The sequence below is a fragment of the Pseudarthrobacter defluvii genome (assembly GCF_030323865.1).
Lineage (GTDB): Bacteria > Actinomycetota > Actinomycetes > Actinomycetales > Micrococcaceae > Arthrobacter > Arthrobacter sedimenti.
In genome coordinates this window covers 89,713-106,871 of sequence record NZ_CP066363.1, presented here as the reverse complement: position 1 = coordinate 106,871, position 17,159 = coordinate 89,713, and the positions used below count along the sequence as shown (strand labels likewise).

At 63.2% G+C, this 17,159-nt stretch carries 14 protein-coding genes and 1 pseudogene; 11 read left to right on the top strand and 4 right to left on the bottom strand.

The genetic code is table 11. The features are described 5' to 3' along the window. Positions 1 to 11: 11 nt before the first annotated feature. Complete coding sequence (locus JCQ34_RS20090) at positions 12 to 1,697, bottom strand: hypothetical protein (RefSeq protein ID WP_286404767.1); 1,686 nt, start codon at positions 1,695 to 1,697, stop codon at positions 12 to 14. Positions 1,698 to 1,971: 274 nt separating this feature from the next. On the opposite strand from JCQ34_RS20090, the gene JCQ34_RS20085 reads away from it, so the two are divergent. From JCQ34_RS20085 to JCQ34_RS20065, 5 genes are all read left to right on the top strand, one after another. Further along, on the top strand, positions 1,972 to 2,352 hold the full coding sequence (locus tag JCQ34_RS20085) for a hypothetical protein (RefSeq protein WP_286404766.1): 381 nt from the start codon (positions 1,972 to 1,974) through the stop codon (positions 2,350 to 2,352). Then, positions 2,349 to 3,158, top strand: a complete 810-nt coding sequence (locus JCQ34_RS20080; protein WP_286404764.1) for a hypothetical protein — start codon at positions 2,349 to 2,351, stop codon at positions 3,156 to 3,158. Before JCQ34_RS20085 ends, JCQ34_RS20080 begins: the two co-directional genes overlap by 4 nt. A gap of 224 nt (positions 3,159 to 3,382) precedes the next feature. Further along, on the top strand, positions 3,383 to 4,261 hold the full coding sequence (locus JCQ34_RS20075) for a potassium channel family protein (RefSeq protein WP_237430594.1): 879 nt from the start codon (positions 3,383 to 3,385) through the stop codon (positions 4,259 to 4,261). 246 nt (positions 4,262 to 4,507) lie between these two features. Beyond that, the gene (locus tag JCQ34_RS20070; RefSeq protein WP_237430595.1) at positions 4,508 to 4,858 is read left to right on the top strand and encodes an NADH-quinone oxidoreductase subunit A; all 351 of its coding nucleotides are present in this window, start codon (positions 4,508 to 4,510) and stop codon (positions 4,856 to 4,858) included. Then, positions 4,849 to 5,499, top strand: coding sequence for a hypothetical protein (locus JCQ34_RS20065; RefSeq protein WP_286404763.1), 651 nt, complete (start codon positions 4,849 to 4,851; stop codon positions 5,497 to 5,499). Before JCQ34_RS20070 ends, JCQ34_RS20065 begins: the two co-directional genes overlap by 10 nt. Positions 5,500 to 5,506: 7 nt before the next feature. Here the strand turns inward: JCQ34_RS20065 and JCQ34_RS20060 are convergent. Beyond that, positions 5,507 to 6,669 (bottom strand): IS3 family transposase gene (locus tag JCQ34_RS20060; protein WP_286404762.1). Its coding sequence is split into 2 segments (ribosomal slippage): positions 5,507 to 6,388 and positions 6,391 to 6,669, totalling 1,161 coding nucleotides; the frame shifts between segments, so codons are not numbered across the junction. 634 nt (positions 6,670 to 7,303) lie between these two features. Here JCQ34_RS20060 and JCQ34_RS20055 point away from each other — a divergent pair. From JCQ34_RS20055 to JCQ34_RS20030, 6 genes are read left to right on the top strand one after another with little or no spacing between them, the layout of a single operon-like run. Next, positions 7,304 to 8,245 carry an NADH-quinone oxidoreductase subunit H gene (locus JCQ34_RS20055; RefSeq protein ID WP_286404760.1) on the top strand — a complete coding sequence of 314 codons (942 nt, stop codon included), beginning with the start codon at positions 7,304 to 7,306 and terminating at the stop codon, positions 8,243 to 8,245. After that, the gene (locus JCQ34_RS20050; RefSeq protein ID WP_286404758.1) at positions 8,245 to 8,913 is read left to right on the top strand and encodes an NADH-quinone oxidoreductase subunit J; all 669 of its coding nucleotides are present in this window, start codon (positions 8,245 to 8,247) and stop codon (positions 8,911 to 8,913) included. Before JCQ34_RS20055 ends, JCQ34_RS20050 begins: the two co-directional genes overlap by 1 nt. Beyond that, positions 8,910 to 9,212 (top strand): NADH-quinone oxidoreductase subunit NuoK, encoded by a 303-nt coding sequence (locus tag JCQ34_RS20045; protein WP_141160658.1) that lies wholly within the window; start codon positions 8,910 to 8,912, stop codon positions 9,210 to 9,212. Before JCQ34_RS20050 ends, JCQ34_RS20045 begins: the two co-directional genes overlap by 4 nt. Then, on the top strand, positions 9,209 to 11,134 hold the full coding sequence (locus tag JCQ34_RS20040) for a proton-conducting transporter transmembrane domain-containing protein (RefSeq protein ID WP_286404756.1): 1,926 nt from the start codon (positions 9,209 to 9,211) through the stop codon (positions 11,132 to 11,134). Before JCQ34_RS20045 ends, JCQ34_RS20040 begins: the two co-directional genes overlap by 4 nt. A 2-nt stretch (positions 11,135 to 11,136) precedes the next feature. Beyond that, positions 11,137 to 12,615, top strand: a complete 1,479-nt coding sequence (locus tag JCQ34_RS20035) for a complex I subunit 4 family protein (protein ID WP_286404754.1) — start codon at positions 11,137 to 11,139, stop codon at positions 12,613 to 12,615. A 15-nt stretch (positions 12,616 to 12,630) separates the two neighbouring features. Continuing rightward, positions 12,631 to 14,037 carry an NADH-quinone oxidoreductase subunit N gene (locus JCQ34_RS20030; RefSeq protein WP_286404950.1) on the top strand — a complete coding sequence of 469 codons (1,407 nt, stop codon included), beginning with the start codon at positions 12,631 to 12,633 and terminating at the stop codon, positions 14,035 to 14,037. Between the two features lie 617 nt (positions 14,038 to 14,654). Here JCQ34_RS20030 and JCQ34_RS20025 read toward each other — a convergent pair. Both JCQ34_RS20025 and resB read right to left on the bottom strand, forming a co-directional pair. After that, positions 14,655 to 15,122, bottom strand: a pseudogene (locus tag JCQ34_RS20025) (cytochrome c biogenesis protein); the annotation flags it as partial. Between the two features lie 187 nt (positions 15,123 to 15,309). Further along, the gene (resB, locus tag JCQ34_RS20020) at positions 15,310 to 16,902 is read right to left on the bottom strand and encodes a cytochrome c biogenesis protein ResB (RefSeq protein ID WP_237430601.1); all 1,593 of its coding nucleotides are present in this window, start codon (positions 16,900 to 16,902) and stop codon (positions 15,310 to 15,312) included. Positions 16,903 to 17,159: the final 257 nt, after the last annotated feature.

Below are 17,159 nucleotides of genomic sequence, written 5' to 3'. Positions count from 1 at the left end.
TCATGGACATCTCACAGCGCCTTTTGCTCCTCTGTAGTCAGCATTCTTACCAAGACCTTACTGTCGTGAACGCGCCAAACGTCATACAAGCCGTCCGGCTCCTCATGCGCCCGCTTGTAGAACGTACCCGCAAATGCGTGGGCGAGATACCCTAGGTCGACCTTCGTCTCCGGGAGCTCAATGGCCCAAGGAACAAGCATCACTGTTGTTTCGGCATCATCGCTGGCATCCGGATCATGATCTGTCGAAACAAGGTCCATCTTTAGGGTGAGGGTTTGCCCATTTAGGAGAGCCCCAGTTTTGAGTATCTGGTGCACGAGGTTTTCATCCATATCCGAGAGATTTGGCATGTGAAGCATTTGTGGCGTGCGCTCCTGTATAAGGCTGAGCGCATGTGCCACGTCGCGCCAAAAATCTGCAGGGCGGGTGCCCTTTCCTTCGACTGGATCCAGAGGATGTCGAGTTTCTGGAAGAGGGCCAAACCGAGGAGCGAGAACCAAGGAGTTTGGAGCGCACATTTTGCTATAGAAACGCAGGACCGGGAGAACATCCACGGCAAGCTTGCTGTTGTCGGGAATGTGGACGCTCAGGTTCAGATTTTGAACCTGAGCGTCCACATCGAATCGCAGAAGAACATTCAAGATGCCATGAGCATCTGTCAGCAAAGTTTCGAGGCCGCGTGGTCCCTTTTCCGTCGGGAGGCCAGTAGTGGTGTACTGGCGTTTAATAGTGAGAGAGTCGACGTGCTGGTCGTTTTCGTCGACAAGAACCAGGCGAAGTTCGCTAGCACCTTCTGAGATTTTGGTGTTAGGGAGGACTGCCGCGGCGGCATCTTTGAAATCTCCTCCCAGGCCGCCAGGCAAATTGGCCACGCCGCTCACGCTTCCGTCAGGCAATTCGAGTGGGCTGCCGAACTTGACGAAGTCTTCTATGGCGGTCGCTTCAGGCGAGCCAGCCTTTGCGGTGAGATTCACGTTGAACGTTACTGGGGCAAGATCGAATGCCACCCTGTTCTTTGCGTACACGTCTACTTGAACACGTATCGTGTTGTTGCCCCAAATGGTCGTACACACAATGCCGGGTTTCTCCCGTCCAAGCGCCGCACGCAGCTCTTCCTCTACGGAAGCCTGGGATGGTGGTTCGACATGAACACCGTAGGTGTAGAAAGGATCTTCGCGGTTTAGGACCATCACCGTGCCCTTTAGCTCTTCTGCAAACCGCGAGATATCCCAGGTCTCGACATCCTCTTGCCTGATGTCCTTTAACCGCAGTCCATGAACTATCGACAATGCCATCTGCTGTATGCGCTCAGCATTTCCTCCCAAGTAGTAATCCACAACGTGGGGGTATTCGCTGACCCAGAGGTCGCATTGAGTCAGACCGTCCCAGATGGGTTCTGGCAGCCCCTTGCCGGTGACGTAGTCTCCCAACCACTCTTTTGCTTCCAACGTGGGATCCCAAGGCATCACGATGTGCCACTCATCGACTTGCAGATCTCTGACACGAGGATCAGTGACTAGGCTGTCGACAGACTTCTCGACCTGCTTCTTCTGGTTTGCAGTCAAAGGTGCTGAAAATTTCTTGACCTGGTAGACACGGGTCTTATCGCTTCTAACCAGAACGTCAATGCCCCCATCGCCACTGGAAGGAGTGATTCGTTCCGCTTCCGGGTACTCGGCGCTGATAAACATGGCCACCACGGACTCGATATCTTCCCCGCTGTATCGTGTCCACTCGACTCGCGGCAAGATGCTTCCTTCCCAAATGTTCAGAGCTGGTACCGGTTGGGTGACACTTGCTGCCGCAGACACATCAAGAAGCCCGACATGGACGTGGACGACAGCGAGCGACGCCCTTCCGAGTTTTTTTAGGGTCGCTGGCGGGCATGGCGTATGCTTGGTGATGATTCTACGTTGTTTTTCCGAATATTTCTAGTTGTTTTATTGATGTTTTCGAAGCATGATTGGACCCATGGAACCGACCATCCGCGATGACATCTACTTGGAAACCACCAAAATGGATATCCATGCTCTAGTTCGTGAGCTTAACGAGAATGTCGGTGCCGCCGTCGTTCAGGCAATGGGCGGCGTGAAAAACCGCACATCGCCCTACAACTGGGCCAAACCCGACGGCCAGGACCCTCGACCCGAGGTGGAGGCGCGGCTTCGACTCGGCTACAGAGTATGGCGAACATTGGAGAGAGCAGAGGGAAAGCACGTGGCTCTAAGCTGGCTCATGGGCCCGAACCCTCGGCTGGATGAGGAGCTACCGGTACTCTACATTCAACAGCTGCACAGCCGTGAAGTTCTAGGAGCCGCTGAAGCTTTCGTCGACGACACTTACGCCGCATGACCCTGGAGCGGACCTGTGGCAAGACAGGGCTACGCCTTGCCCCGGCCACGGCCGAGATTGGATTCAGGGTCGCCAAGGACCGATACGGCGCCCTCTCGGTCCTTTCGAACACCATCGTCGGACCGCTCCCGATCACATCCACGGCCGCGAAGATTACGCCTGACCGACGGGGGCGTTATGACACATTGGGATCAACAATCTATCTTGCCGACTCAAGGCGGTGCGCGTATGCGGAGGTACTGGTTGGATTCCGTAAGAAACGAGCGGCGGTAGCCAAAGTTGCTGAGTCGATCGGCTGGGCAGTGGACGCTTACATCGCCAAGGTGCTGGAGGACGCCAGAACCAACGGCGTTGACGCGCCCTGGTCGGTCTCAGTGGATTGGCAAATGGACCGATCTATTTATGAGATCCAAATGCCTCAGAGCGGGTGGTGGGCCAGAATGGATCATCCGGACACCCTCAATGCCCTCGAGAAGCTGGCCCCAACAGTACCGGGGATGACCGAGGTGCTCCAAGTCCTCACTGCTGGGTCCATCAGCAGTGAGGATAGGGCTGTAACGACGATTCTCGCTGAGATCATCCGCCAGCAGGTTCTCGAAGATGGCTCGGAGCCGCTCGGCATCTCGTTCCCGTCCAAAACCCTGTTCGGTCGCTGCTGGGCATACTGGGACCGCCGCTTCGATGCGGGATTGCCTCCCAGCTCCAATGACCTACACCAGCTGTCCTCCCAGAACGTAGGACCGGATCCGGACTTCAGCTACGTGGCCGAATACTATGACCTCCCGTTGCTTGGCCGCCATCCCTGACCAACCAGTCACAGAGCTGCTTTGTCAGGATGAGTTCTAGGACCTTGCACTCGCGGTGCCTGGTAATACGCGTTTGGATCCTAACCTGACACGCTTACGGGCCCAGTCTGACGTCAGGTTTGGGTGTACTTCAAAGTGCCGGATAACTTGGTGACAGCTGGCCGCCCGGACGCAGATTTCTTTTGGACCAGACTGGTGAACACGAAGGACAGGAGAGTTTTCCGATGAGCGTACTGGTGTCCCTTGTTGGTATGGCCCTGATCGCGTTTGGGTTACGCGACATGTATCACAGTCTGCTCCATCCCAGCGGGAAGGGTGCACTCAGCAACGCAGTTATGGGTGGAGTGTGGCGGATCTCGAAAGGACTTAACCACCGTTTTGGCTCCGCCGTAGGGCCTGGGGCGATGGTGGCCGTAATAGCACTGTGGGTTGGGCTCCAGGCGCTGGGCTGGGCCTTCATCTATCTCCCCCATATACCCGACGGATTTTCCTACTCGGCGGGGATAGAACCCAGCAGATACAACGATTTCGCTGAGGCGCTTTATGTCTCTCTGGTCACGCTGACGACGCTCGGCTTCGGTGACGTCGTCGCAGTAGATCCCTGGGTTCGCATTGGCGCTCCGCTTGAGGCATTGACCGGCTTTGCCCTGCTGACCAGTGCGTTGACCTGGTTCACCCAGGTCTACCCGCCGCTCTCCCGACGCCGAGCCCTGGCCCTGGAGTTGAAGGGATTGGCAGACACAGGCTATGCAAAGCGCTTCCACGAACTGAACCCGTTGGCGGTGAGCTGCGGGTTGGACAGACTGGCCTCGGGAATCGCTAAAGCCCGGATCGATTTCACCCAGCATAGAGAAAGTTACTACTTCCAGGAAGATGATCCCGGCCTGTCCTTGGCTCGTCATCTCCCATACGCGCTGACCCTCCGCGACACCGCTGCCGGCTCTGCAGCACCTGAAATCACCGGCAGCGCCGCAATTCTTACAAAGGCGTTAGAGGAGCTCGGCAACAAGCTCGACGATGAGTTTCTGCACACCGGCGGCGAACTGCCTGAAGTACTGGCCTCCTACGCCCAAGACCACGGCAGAAGACTCCGGTACGAGTAAAGCGTGCCCCATGCATGAACGGCCTCGCATTCTGGTCTCGGTTTGCTCGCGGGCAAAGATTGTCTCGGCATTTGCTCCGGCTCCGGCATGCAGAGAGTTGATCATTGGACTTCGGGTTCGTTATCCATCACGAAGTCATGTTGGGCCTTCCAAGTACTATGTTCGGTTCGTGCCGCGGCAACCACCGGAGTATGGTCAGCATACTGACGATTTAACTTGTGGGGCCTGGCTTGTGAAGGGACGTGAATGTCGGCTTACCTGAATCTGACGATCACCTTCGTGGTTGCGCTCGTGGGGGTGGGTGGCCTGTACGCTCTCCACCAGTTGACTGCGATGGCGAGGAATCCCCTGGTAAGTAAGCCGTATACCAGCGGCTGGATCCCTGAACAGCACGCCCTCTCGCGGTATCACGCCCGCTACTACCCGGTGACGTTGGTCTTCCTGGCGTTCGACGTCGAGATGCTCTTCATGTATCCGTGGGCTGTTGTGGTGTCTCGAATGGGCGCGTCGGCTGTCATAGAAATGTTTGTGTTCCTGGGCGTGCTGATGACCGGCGTGGCGTGGGCGTGGCGCGAGGGAGCCTTCAAGTGGGCCTGAAGAAAATGCTGGCCCGGGCTGCGGTGGCACGCTGCCATGTGTTCTTGGTCGAGGGCTATGCGGGCTCTCTTTCGAGGATGGCGGTAGAACGCGACATTGCCGGCAAAGGTTGGGTGGAGGCTCTTTCACCTGGCGACGCCGACATTCTCTGCATCTGCGGAGATGTTCCCGATGACCAGACCGACGCGGTGGAGCGCCTCTGGGATCAGTTGCCGGGCCCCAGGAGCAGGACCCTGGTCACCGGGCCCGAACATGCGGGTCGGGCTCTGGACGGCTGCGTCTCGGAGCTCCTGGATGTGGGCGAACAATTCCGGCTCGAAGCGGAACGCACGGCTCCTGAACCGAAACAGGACGACGACGGCGGGATGAACGACGGCGGCGGAGACTCCCAGATGAACATGGATCACGAGGGCATGAACCACGGCGGGAAGGACGACGGCGGCGGAGACTCCCAGATGAACATGGACCATGGGGGTATGAGCCATGGAGGCATGGACCACGGCGGCATGGATATGCCGATGCCAGGGGGAATTGGCTTGGCGGGCGAGGGCAAGGACCGCGACGGTCTTGACTTGGATGTCTTGAAGGTACCTTTGGGGCCGTTTGGGACTGCTGAAGGTTTAGTTGACAGCTGGGGTTGATAATTTCTTACGCGGCTGAGGCCGCGTTTTTTATTGTCTCAAACTCGATGGGTGTCAGCCGGCCGAGGGCGCGTTGACGGCGTTTGCGGTGGTAGCTGCGTTCGATCCAGGTTGTGATGGCGAGCCGGAGTTCGGCCCGGGTTTCCCATCGTTTCCGGTTCAGGACGTTCTTTTGCAGCAGGGAGAAGAACGATTCCATCGCGGCATTGTCACCGCATGCTCCTACCCGTCCCATTGATCCGCTCAGCCCGTAGGTGTTCAGGGCCAGGACGAACTTTCTGGATCTGAACTGGGACCCTCTGTCCGAGTGGACCACTGTGCCGGCCGGTTTCCTGAGAGCCACGGCGTGGTCCAGCGCGGCAACGGCCAGAGACGCTTTCATCCGCCCGTCCATGGAGTACCCGACGATCCGGTTCGAATGCAGGTCCTTGATCGCGCACAGGTACAGCTTGCCTTCCCCGGTGTGGTGCTCGGTGATGTCCGTCAGCCATTTCCGGTTCGGTGCCGTGGCGCTGAAGTCCCGTTCGATGAGGTCATCGTGGACCGGAGGGCCGGCCTTGAGCGCTGAGCGGCGCCGGCGGTGGATCACCGAGAGGATGCCGTTCTGGGAGCACAGCCGCCAGATCCGGCGTTCACTGGCCACAGGGCCGGGTCCGGCGTTGATCTCATCGGCGATGAACCGGTAGCCGAAGGCAGGATCGTCGCGGTGGTGGTCGATGGCGGCGTTGATCAGGTGGGCTTCTTCCCAGTCCCGGGCGGGCACGGGGTTGGCGGCCCACTGGTAGTAGGCCTGTCTGGAGAAATTCAGTACCCGGCAGGACACTGCCACGGGAACCCTGATCGGGGCGTCCCTGGCAGCCAGCTCGCGGACCAGCGGGTACATCATTTTTTTGGATTGATGTCCCGGGACAGATAGGCCACGGCACGGCGCATGACTTCAGCTTCCTGCTCCAGGAGCCGGATGCGTTTATTGGCCTCCCGCAACTTCGCGGCGTCATCAGACACGGCCCCGGACTGCACGCCATCTTCTCTGTCGGCAATCTTCATCCAGCGGTGCAGGGCAGCAGGTGAGACCCCGAAATCCTTGGCGATCTGGGTGATGGGCGCTTCGCCCTTGCGGGCAACCGCCACGACATCGCGGCGGAACTCTTCGGGAAAGGCTTTGGGCATGAGGAACATCCTTCCACCCGCAAGGATCAAATCCTCACAGGCAAAGTGTCAATCAAACCTTCAGCAGTCCCTTTCTTCCGTTCTGGCCTGCCGGGTTGGTCCTGCACTGCGAGCTGCAGGGGGATATCGTTTTCGCTGCCAGGGCTGAGTACGCGTTCGACCCGTCCACTGAGACTCATGTTGGCGGGCCTTTGGGGACGGAGCGCGGGGCCTTGGTGCGGCAGTCGGATCTCGCGTCACGGCTCCTGCAGCTGGCCGGGGCCGCACGGGAGGCCGCGAAGGTGCGGGGTGTTCGTGATGCTGCCTTGGATGGTGGGGCTTTGGATGAGTGTCGGCGGTCGCTTGCGGCCATCGGCGCACAGCTGCGTCGGGATTGGCTGTTGCGGCGGACGCTGCAGGGAGTCGGCCGGATCCCGCAGGGCAGGGAATCCGGGGAACTCGGTGGCACGGATGCCTGGGACCGACTCCTTGCCATGCTGGATGCCAGGGTTGCCGGCACGGCAAGCGCAGGGGCACACCCAGTGGGCGTCCTGTCGGACCTGGTCCGCGGGCTGGAGTTGTCCGTGGTTCGCCTTGTGGTTGCAAGCCTCGACCTTTCGCCCCTACCTGTACCGGCAGTGGAAGGGCCGGCGCGATGACTCCGGGGATGGTGCAGCAGCTTCCTGCTTGGGGGCCACTTGCAGCCTTGATGGCGCTGGCGGTGGTGGCGTTGTCCGGGGCGATGATCAATGGAGTTCTGGCTGCACGCTCCGCTGGGCGCCGGGGCGGGGGTTTGGCTCCAATTGCGGAGGCGGCCCGGCTGCTGCGGCAGCGAAGGCGGTCCACTGTGGCAGCCGATGAGCTGCTGCGCAGGGTGGGCGTGGCCGGGTTGACGGTGGCCGCGGCGCTGAAGGTGGCCGTGCTGCCGGTGGGTGCGTGGGTGGTGTCCGATCTCGCCGTGGGGCTGGTTTGGTTCAATGCGATGGACGTCCTGGTGTGGGCCTTCGTATGGCTGGCCGGTTGGGGACAGAACAGCGTATTTCCGCTGGTGGGAGCGTACCGGTTCCTTGCTTTGGCCGTGGCCTATGAACTGCCGTTGATGTTCGCCTTGACCGCTCCTGCGGCAGCGGCCGGTAGTCTGCGGATGGGTGACATCGTCGCCGCGCAGGACGGCCTGTGGTTCGTGGTCTGGATGCCGGTCGCCTTCACGGTGTTCCTGGCCGCGGTGCTGGCATTTTCCCTGCAGCGGCCATTCACCGCCCCTATGTCCGCCGACATTGCAGGGGGAATGACGGCAGAGCTTTCCGGTGTGGACCGTTTCCTTGTCCTGACCGGCCGCTACTCACTGTTGTCGGCAGGTGCCGGCTTCGCCGTGGCGTTGTTCCTGGGCGGGGGGTCCGGCCCGGTGCTGCCGGACTGGTCCTGGTTCCTTGGCAAGACTGTTGTTCTGCTGTGGCTGCTCGTGGCCTTGCGGCGCCGCATTCCGCAGCTGCGTCCGGAGCAACTGATGGCCCCGGCCTGGGTAGTGGGACTTCCCCTTGTCCTTCTGCAGGTCCTCGTTGTCGCTGTCGTCACCCTTAACGGAAGGAGCAGCTGATGCCCGAGGCAGTACTTTTTGCCGTCCTTGCCTTGATCGCCGTTGCCGCCGGCGTGTCAGTGTTCCGCACCGATTCAATGGCGCGTGCAAGTTACGCCTTGGCGGTGTCCTTCGTGGCAGTGGGCCTTATGCTTCTGCAGTTCAGGCTGGAGTACATCGGGGTGATCACTGTCCTGATGATGGTTATGGAGATGGCGGTCATGGCTATCTTCATGATCATGTTCATGGGCATGAACCCCGCGTTGATGCCCATGGAGATGGTGCACAGCAAGAAACTGTCCGCATGGACGGCCGTCGGGCTGTTTCTGCTGCTGACCGTGGGGATTTTGCTCGCGGATTGGCCGGAGAGCAGAGGCTCGGCAGGCGGTGACGTCACCGCGTCCCTCGGCGAAGCCATCATGGAACCCAAGATGCTCGTCATGCTCGTCATCAGCCCGGTGCTCTTCGCCACTATTGTGGCGGCCCTGGTCCTGGCAAACCCGCGAGGGAGGTACAGCGCCTACCCGCTGGTTCCTGCAAGGGATGCCGACGACGACGGACAGGGCAAGGAACAGGGCCACTCAGGTGGTTCCGTGGGACATGCGGCCCACGGCATGGACGGGACGGACGGCGGCGCGGGGACCAGCGATGGCCACGGGCAGCACCATGGGGGCGGCGGGCACAAATGACACTTCAACTGGTGTTGATTGCTGCGGCCGCCCTGTTCTGCGTGGGCCTTTATGGCGCACTGTCACAACAGGTGGTGGTCATGGTCATGATGGGCCTGGAGCTGATGCTCAACGGCGTCATCCTGGCAGCAGCCGCGTTCTGGTGGTTCCTCGCCCCTGCACCGGACGGCCAAGTGCTGCTCCTGGTGGTGATCGCCGCCATGACGGTGGAAATGGCCATGGGCTTTGCCGTTGCCATCCTGCTGCACCGCAGCCGTCAGACCGATATGACCGAGATGGCATCGGACCTGGCCGGGTGAGCTGGCTGCTGATCCTGCTCATCGGGCTTCCGGCCGCCGCCGGAGCAGCGCTTGCCCTCGCCGGGGCGAAGGCGGACCGTTTCGCCGCGGTGCTCTCCGTCGTCGTCTCTGCCCTGGTGCTGGGCACCGCCTCCGCAGCCGCGGCCCTGCGCCCCTCCCTGGCCGCGCCCTTCCTGGCAGGAAGCGAGTTCGGCCTAAGCGTCGATGCCCTCAGCGGGATGCTGCTCCCGGCCGTTGCCGGCGTGGCTTTCCTGGTCCTGCTCTACGCGGCCGCATCCGGCATAGGCACGCCCGCCCGGTTCCACGGCCTCATGCTGATCTTCATCGCCTCGGTGCTGGTCACCGTGACTGCCACCACCCTCTCCACTCTGCTCTTTGCATGGGAGATCATGGGAGCCGCTTCCTACACCCTCATCGGGTTCCACTGGAAGGAGTCTCGGCGAGTGTCGTCCGGGTTGACGGCGTTCGTGGCCACCCGCACCGCTGACCTTGGACTTTACCTCGCAGCGGGGGCGGCGATGGCCTCCGGCGCTAAGTCAGGGGATGCCATGCCTCTGGCCGGCCTGGACAGCCTTCCCGGGCCATGGCGGGACATCGCTGCCGCCGGGATACTGGTGGCCGCGCTAGGCAAGGCGGCGCAGCTGCCGTTCAGCTTCTGGCTCTCCCGGGCCATGGACGGACCCAGCGCGGTCAGCGCCCTGCTGCATTCAGCCGCGATGGTGGCCATGGGCGGATACCTGCTGCTCCGGGTCCAGCCCCTCCTGGCCGCTACCGGATGGGCTGCGGACGCTGCGGCGTGGGCGGGTGCGGCCACCGCCGTGATCCTGGGATTCATCGCAATAGGCCAGCAGGACCTCAAGCAACTCCTGGCAGCGTCGACGGCGGCACAGCTCGGGTTTGTGGTGATGGCCGCCGGAGTGGGTGATACAGCGGGCGGTATCGCGCACCTCATGGCCCACGCCGCAACGAAGAGCGCGCTGTTCTTGGCGGCGGGCGCCTGGTTGGCGGCACTCGGAACCAAGAAATTGGCCGACCTTCGCGGGGCCGGTCGCCGCTGGCCCCTGCTGGGTGGCGCGTTCACCGTCGCGGTGTTCAGCCTCGCCGGGATTCCTCCGCTGGCGCTGTGGGCCACCAAGGACAACATCCTCACCGCAGCGCGAGAACACTCGTTTCCCCTATATATTGCCGGGCTGGCAGGCGCTGTTCTCGCCGCCGCCTACGCCGCCAAGGCCGTGGCACTGATTTGGAGATCGGTGCTCCCGGGAACTGCGTCCGCCTACGACGCAGAGGAGACGGGCAGCCGGAAGGTCACCCCGTGGCAGATGGTCCCGATCGGAGTCCTCGCCGTCGGCGCCGCTGTTTCCGGCCTCCTGGTGCTGGGCGTAACAGGTGATGCTGTCCGCGGGGTGCTGGGCAGCAGGGCGGAGTCCTCCCTGCTCGAACTCGCCGCGTCGGGGCTGCTTGCCGTGGCGGTCCTGGTTGTGGTGTGGGTGCGTTGCGGCAACCTTCCACCACTGCCTGGGGCCCTGGCCTGGCTTCACATGGAACGTGCCGCCCACATCGTCCTGGTACGCCCGGTCCTTGCGGCCGCCAGCTCCCTGGCCCGGTTCGATGATGTCGTCCTCTCCCGTGGCGTGGAGCGCGCCGCCGAAAAGGTCCTGCAGGGCGCAGGAGGCCTTAATCGCGCTGATGGGGCACTCGATCACGGCACCGATGCTGCAGCCGCTGCAACCTCTCGTTTGGCCGGCCGTTCCGCCATCACGGAACAGACCATTGACGGCGCGGTGGACAGCCTTGCCGGCAGCGTCCGTCGCGCAGGTGCAGCCGCCCGCCGGCCCCAGACCGGCCAACTGCACCACTACTACGTCCAGGCCGCCGCAGTGATTGTGGTGGCCGCCGTCCTTCTGATCGTCGTGAGGTAACTTTGCTCAGTCTCGCCATCCTCTTCCCCCTGGCCGCGGCGGCGGCCGTCCTGATGTCCGCCGGACGCGGCGGCATGGCCCGCGCCCTCTTCCTGGGAGCGACCGCCGTCGAGGTGGTACTCACCGCGATCCTGTGGGCCGGGTACCGGACTCCGGGACCGGACGGACTGGCCTATGAGGAACGCCTTCGCTGGATCCCGAATGTGGGAAGCAGCTACCACGTGGGGGTGGACGGACTGTCGCTGCCCCTGATCGGCCTCACCGCCGTCATCTTCCTTGCCTGCGCCGTGTACGACTGGGGCGCCAGGGACCGGCCGGCCCCCAGGGCAGCACTGTTCCTGTTCCTCGAAGCCACCAGCGTGGGACTGTTCGCCGCCCAGGACCTCATCCTGTTCTTCCTGTTCTTCGATCTGTCCATCGTTGGCATGTATTTCGTGATCGCCGGATGGGGCCACGGGGACAAGGCACGGTCGGCCCTGAAGTTCTTCCTCTACACGTTCCTGGGCTCGCTGGCGCTGTTGTTGGGCTTCATCGGGCTTTACCTCGGCGGCGCGCCGCACACGTTCGATATTCCGGAACTGCTCCGGACCCAGCCGCTGCGTGACAACCCGGCCGGCCTGTGGGTGCTTGGCGCCGTCGTTGTCGGCCTGGCCATCAAGACCCCCACCGTCCCGTTCCACACCTGGCTGCCCCCGGCACATACCGATGCGCCCGCCACCGGCTCAGCCGTCCTTGCCGGTGTGCTGCTGAAAATGGGCACCTACGGCTTCGTCCGGATCGCGATGCCGCTGCTTCCCGACGCCTGGCGGGCGTGGGTCCCTGCCCTGGTGGCTGTGGGCGTGGTGTCGGTTCTGTACGGGGCACTCGTGGCCCTGGCCCAGAGCGACCTGAAACGCATGATCGCCTACACCTCCGTCAACCACATGGGCTACATCGTCCTCGCCCTGGCCGCAGCCGGTGCCGGCGGCAATCCCGCGGCCAGGGAAACAGCAGTCACCGGCGCCGTCACGCAGATGGTCAGCCACGGCCTCATCACCGGCGCCCTCTTCCTGCTGGCCGGAGTGCTGCACAGCCGGGCCGGCACCTACGACATGGGCGCCTTCGGCGGCCTCGCCTCCCCCGCACCCCGTTTCGCGGCGTTCTTCGCCGTGGCGGCCTTCGCCTCGCTCGGCCTGCCCGGCTTCAGCGGCTTCATCGCCGAATTCCAGATCTTCGCCGGCAGCATCGGCGCCGTCCCCCTGACCGCCCTCGCACTTCCCGGCATCCTCATCACAGCCGCGCTCTTCCTGCGCGCACTCCAGCGCGTGTTCACCGGGGAACCACGGGGAAAGTCCCCCGGACTGGCTGACCTTCGCCCTGCCGAAGCCTGGTCCACAGGCGGCCTGCTGGTGCTCTCTGTGCTGATCGGCCTCATCCCGGCGCCCTTGCTGGACACCATCAGCCCGGCCTCGGCGTCGCTGGTCAGCCTGCTGGGAGGGTAGGCGTTAGTGGAATCCATGAATCCCGGCGCTGATGCCCTCGCGCTGCTTCCGGAAATCCTGATGCTGACCGGTGCCATCACCGCTCTGCTGACCGGATCATTCGTTCCCCGGGAACGGCAATGGATCAGCCGGATCATTGCACTGGGCGCGCTGGCAGCAAGCGCAACCGCGGCTGCTGCCGCCGTTGCTGGAACGGCCACGTCCGCCTACTCCGGTAGCTACGCGATCGACGCCGGCACCGGCGCCGGGCGGCTGGTAGTGGCAATATCGGCCCTGCTGGTCATCGTGCTGGGCAGCGATGAACTCCGCGGAACCGAGCGCGAAAGCGAAACCTACACCCTGATCCTGCTGGCTTGCCTCGGCGCGACCGTGCTTTCAGGTGCGGCCGACCTCCTGGTGCTCATCGCGGGTTTCCTCCTTGCCAGCATCCCGCTGTATGCCCTGATCGGCATCGGAAGAACCAAGAATGGCGCCGAGGCCGCGCTCAAGACCTACCTGCAGGGCGCATTCTTCGGCATCCTGCTCATGCTCGGCGCCGCCGTGCTCTATGCCGCCGCCGGAACCACGTCCTACGCCGGCCTCCGGTCGGGGCTCGAACATGCCGCAGGGGCGATAACCGGTGTGGGGCTGGTGGGCGTGTTGGCCGGGCTGATGTTCAAGGCAGGAGCCGTTCCCGCCCACTTCTGGGTTCCGGATGCCGCCGAAGGGGCCGGGACCGCGGCTGCCGCTTTCGCCACCACGGTGCCGAAAATCGGCGGGATCCTGGCCGCCTACCGTCTGCTGGAGCAGATACCCGGAACCGTAGCGTGGCCGCTGCTGGTCGCCCTGTTCGCGGCGGTCACCATGACACTGGGAAACCTCGCCGCCTTCGCCCAGACAAATCCCAGGCGTCTGCTGGGCTGGTCCACGGTCAGCCAGGCCGGATACCTGCTCATGCCCGTCGCCGTGGCAGGAGCGGTTCCGCTGGCCCTGCCCTCCCTGCTGATCTACCTGGCCGGTTATGCCGCCAGTAACCTCACTGCCTTCGCCATCATCGGGGCCCACCCGGATCGCGCCGAACTCCGCGGCTACGAAGGGTTATCCACGGCCCGGCCATGGCACGCCGTAGCACTTGTTGTGGCGCTGCTCAGCCTGGTCGGGACCCCACCCACGGGAGTCTTCCTCGGCAAACTGGCCGTCTTTACCGCAGCTTGGGATGGCGGCTTCTGGTGGCTTGCCGCCCTCGCAGCACTCAACACGGTCGCCAGCCTCTTCTACTACCTCCGCTGGCTCGCCCCCGCCTTCCGCGCCGCCTCACCCGATTCACCCGGAGCCGGTGACTTCAGCCCCCGGGCCTGGCCCACCCGGGTTGCCATAGCAGGAGCAGCCCTAACGCTTTTTGTGGGTATCGGTGGAGGCATCCTCTGGGCTGGATTAGCCTAACCGCAGCGATAAGAAACAGGTAGCGACCCCGTTCGCTGGGAAGGTCATGGACGTGCGGGTCAGAGATGCTCCGAAGGCCGCTCCGCGGCAACTTGGTGTGATATCGCAGACGAAACGGATATGCACTGCCTCAATCTAGCTTCATGTCCGGTTACGGTGTACGTCATTCTGTTGGAGCACCGGGCCAATCATGCTGACTCGAACACTTCCAGTAGGCCTAGAAGCCTTGCTCGGGGTTCCTGGGTCGTTCGTCCTGCTCGTGGCGCCGTTAGGGGGCGGCTTTGTTTTTCGCTTCAGAGGGCGATGACGTTGGCGGCAATGGCGACCAAGGCGCCTGCCAGCGCTGGGAGGGCCGGTGGCCAAGTTCCCGTTCGAATGAGGCGACAACGGAGGGCAGTAGGCCCCCGGCTAATTGGGAGCCCGCGTCACCGACTCTGACGGCGGGCAAGAAGTCTCCGTTGGGGAACAAGCCCTTGGCGAGAAACCACAGGCCATCAGGGCCAGCAGCGTACCCGGCCACGGCGGCGGCAAGATCAGCGGTCAGCGAACCGGATTTGATCCTCATAACCAGTATTGACTCGATCCCCGGGTCCAGGTTCTAGTCTGAGCAAAGCGTGGCGTATGAAGCCCAGCTTGTCGGGTCCACCGCGGGCCAGTGCCTTCTGGCGGTGGGACTGCACCAGCTGCAGGGCGGACATCGCGAAGGTCAGGGTGAAGAGCGCCCAGGACAGTACGGCGATGGATACGTGGATGATGAGCCAGTAGCTCTGAAGTGCCGGGACGAGATGGCCTACGGGCGTCCAGTACGCCACCGAGGCCGCGACCAGCATCATGATCGCCAGTCCCACCACGAAAGTGCCCAGGAACCGGAGGTCCCGGCGGATCAGCACCAGCAGGAACACGGCCGCTGCCACGAAGGCGCCTGTGCTCAGGAACTCGTACATGTTGCCCCATGGCACGCCGGCGGCACCCAGGCCGCGCGAGACGACCCCGGCGCCGTGAATGACGGCGCACAGTACCGTCAGCGCAACGGCGACGCGGGCAGAGACCCGCCGCTCCGGGGCGTAAAGCATTCGGCCGTCGGCCGCTGGGCGGGCCCTTGCGGCGGCTGGTTGGGTGGCGGCAGCGGACGTCAGATGACCGGCCGGAGCTTCGGGACCGCTCCGCTCAGTCCGAGCATCGGCTGGGCTGTCCTGCTCGTGCTCGGGTACGCCACCCGCCATTTCAGGAACCCTCGCTGTACTGGCCCAAGGTTTCATTCAAGGGAATCGTTTACCGGTCCGTGGTGCTGGAGGAAGAGGGATTGGCTGTGGCGGCGCAATTAGCAGGCGAATAATTGCTCAGCCACCTATGGCTGAGCAATCCCCGGACGGCGGCTGCCTCCGCAGCCAGCCGGTGGTCTTCGCCGCGGGCCAGCAGCCCGTATTCGACCATGGTGCGCCCGTCTTCGTGGGTTCCCGCCCTGACCCAGACACGGCGGCGGTTCACGTAGAGGGAAGTGATGAGGCCGGCGACGGCCAGCAGCGAAAACACCAGAACCCCGCTCTGGCCGGGCGTGGACCGGACATCGACGCCGATGTAGCGCTTGAGCCCGTCGAAGCTGATGCTGCCCTTCCCGTCCGGAAGGGTGTAGGTGGCGCCGGGGGCAAGGGTGATGCCGCCGGCCGGCAGGTCCCGGCCGTTCAGCTGTGTCAGCTTTTTTACGTCGAGGACGTAGACGTTTTGCGGCACGCCGGTGTCCAGGCCGAGGTTCCCATAGTAGGAGTTCAGGTTTAACTGAGGATTTAACGGGTCCGGGTCGAAGCTGTAGGAGATACCCTGGTCGTTCTTGACCGCCGAGGGCAGGAAGAACCCGACGAAGCCCAGCTGGGACGGGGCCGCGTCCGGAGCCTTGATCACCACTGAGGAGGTATAAACACCGTCGCTCGGGACGGTCACGACCGGGCCGCTGAAGGCCGTCTTACCGGTTCCGTCCTTGACCGTCACGACTGGGGCATAGCCGTTACCGACCAGGAACATGCCGGTTTCACCGAAATAGACCGGATCGTTGACCTTCAGGATCTGCTGGCGCGGCGGCGCGCCTGCGCCGTCCTTGGTGGTCAGGGCGGCGGTGAAGTCGATCGGCTGGCCGAACTGCTTCTTCGATTCCCGGTCGAAGCGGACCTCGAACTTATCCAAGGTGACGCCAAAGGGCTCCAGCCACGCGGGGTTGAAGTTTGTCCCGGGCGTGAAAGCATCGTAACTGACAAGGGTGTTGATGAAGCTGTCGCCTTCAACGATGATCTTTTGTCCCCGGTAGCCGAACATGCCCCCGACCGCCACGCAGACCAGCACGCCGATCAGCGAGGTGTGAAAGACCAGGTTCCCTGCCTCCTTCAGGAAACCGCGCTCGGCTCCCAAGGAAGGCCGGTTGCCATCGAGATCGCGGACCTCGACCCGGTATCCCCGCTTCTTCAACACTGCCGCGGCATCGCTGATGGCGGCCGCCGCGGAGGTTCCCGCGTCCGCGGGGAGGACCATGGTTCCGTACTCGGGCAGCCGGGACAGCCGTCGTGGCGTTCGTGGCGGACTGGAGCGCAGGGCCTTGTAGTGCGCCCTGGCCCGGGGCAGTACGCAGCCGATCAGCGAAATGAACAGCAGCAGGTAGATGGCCGAAAACCACACCGACGTGTACACGTCAAAAAGCTGGAGGGTATCGACAACCGGCCCGACAGCAGGGTTGTCCTTCAGATACCGCGCCACAGCGGGTGCATTGACCGGTCGCTGCGGGAACAGCGAGCCCGGCACTGCGGCCACCGCCAGCAGGAGCAGCAGCAACAGCGCCGTGCGCATGCTGGTCAGCTGCGTCCAAGCCCACCGCAGCATCTCCTTGAATCCAAGAGCAGGCGCAGCCGCCCTCGTGGCCTCCTGCAGGCAGGGTTCCGGGTTAGGTGAACTTCCAGACACGAAAGTCCTTTCTGTCTGTGACGGTGTCTCTGCCAAACTGACGACTGAGGCTGGATCGATGGGGTGGTCCGCAGGCGCTCCGAGCCGGCCCGCCGACATTCAGGCGGCAGCGAAATTGCTGTGTCGCGGGCGGGTTACCATGAGCGCTGCCACCCCGCCACCGCCCTCTGCGACCG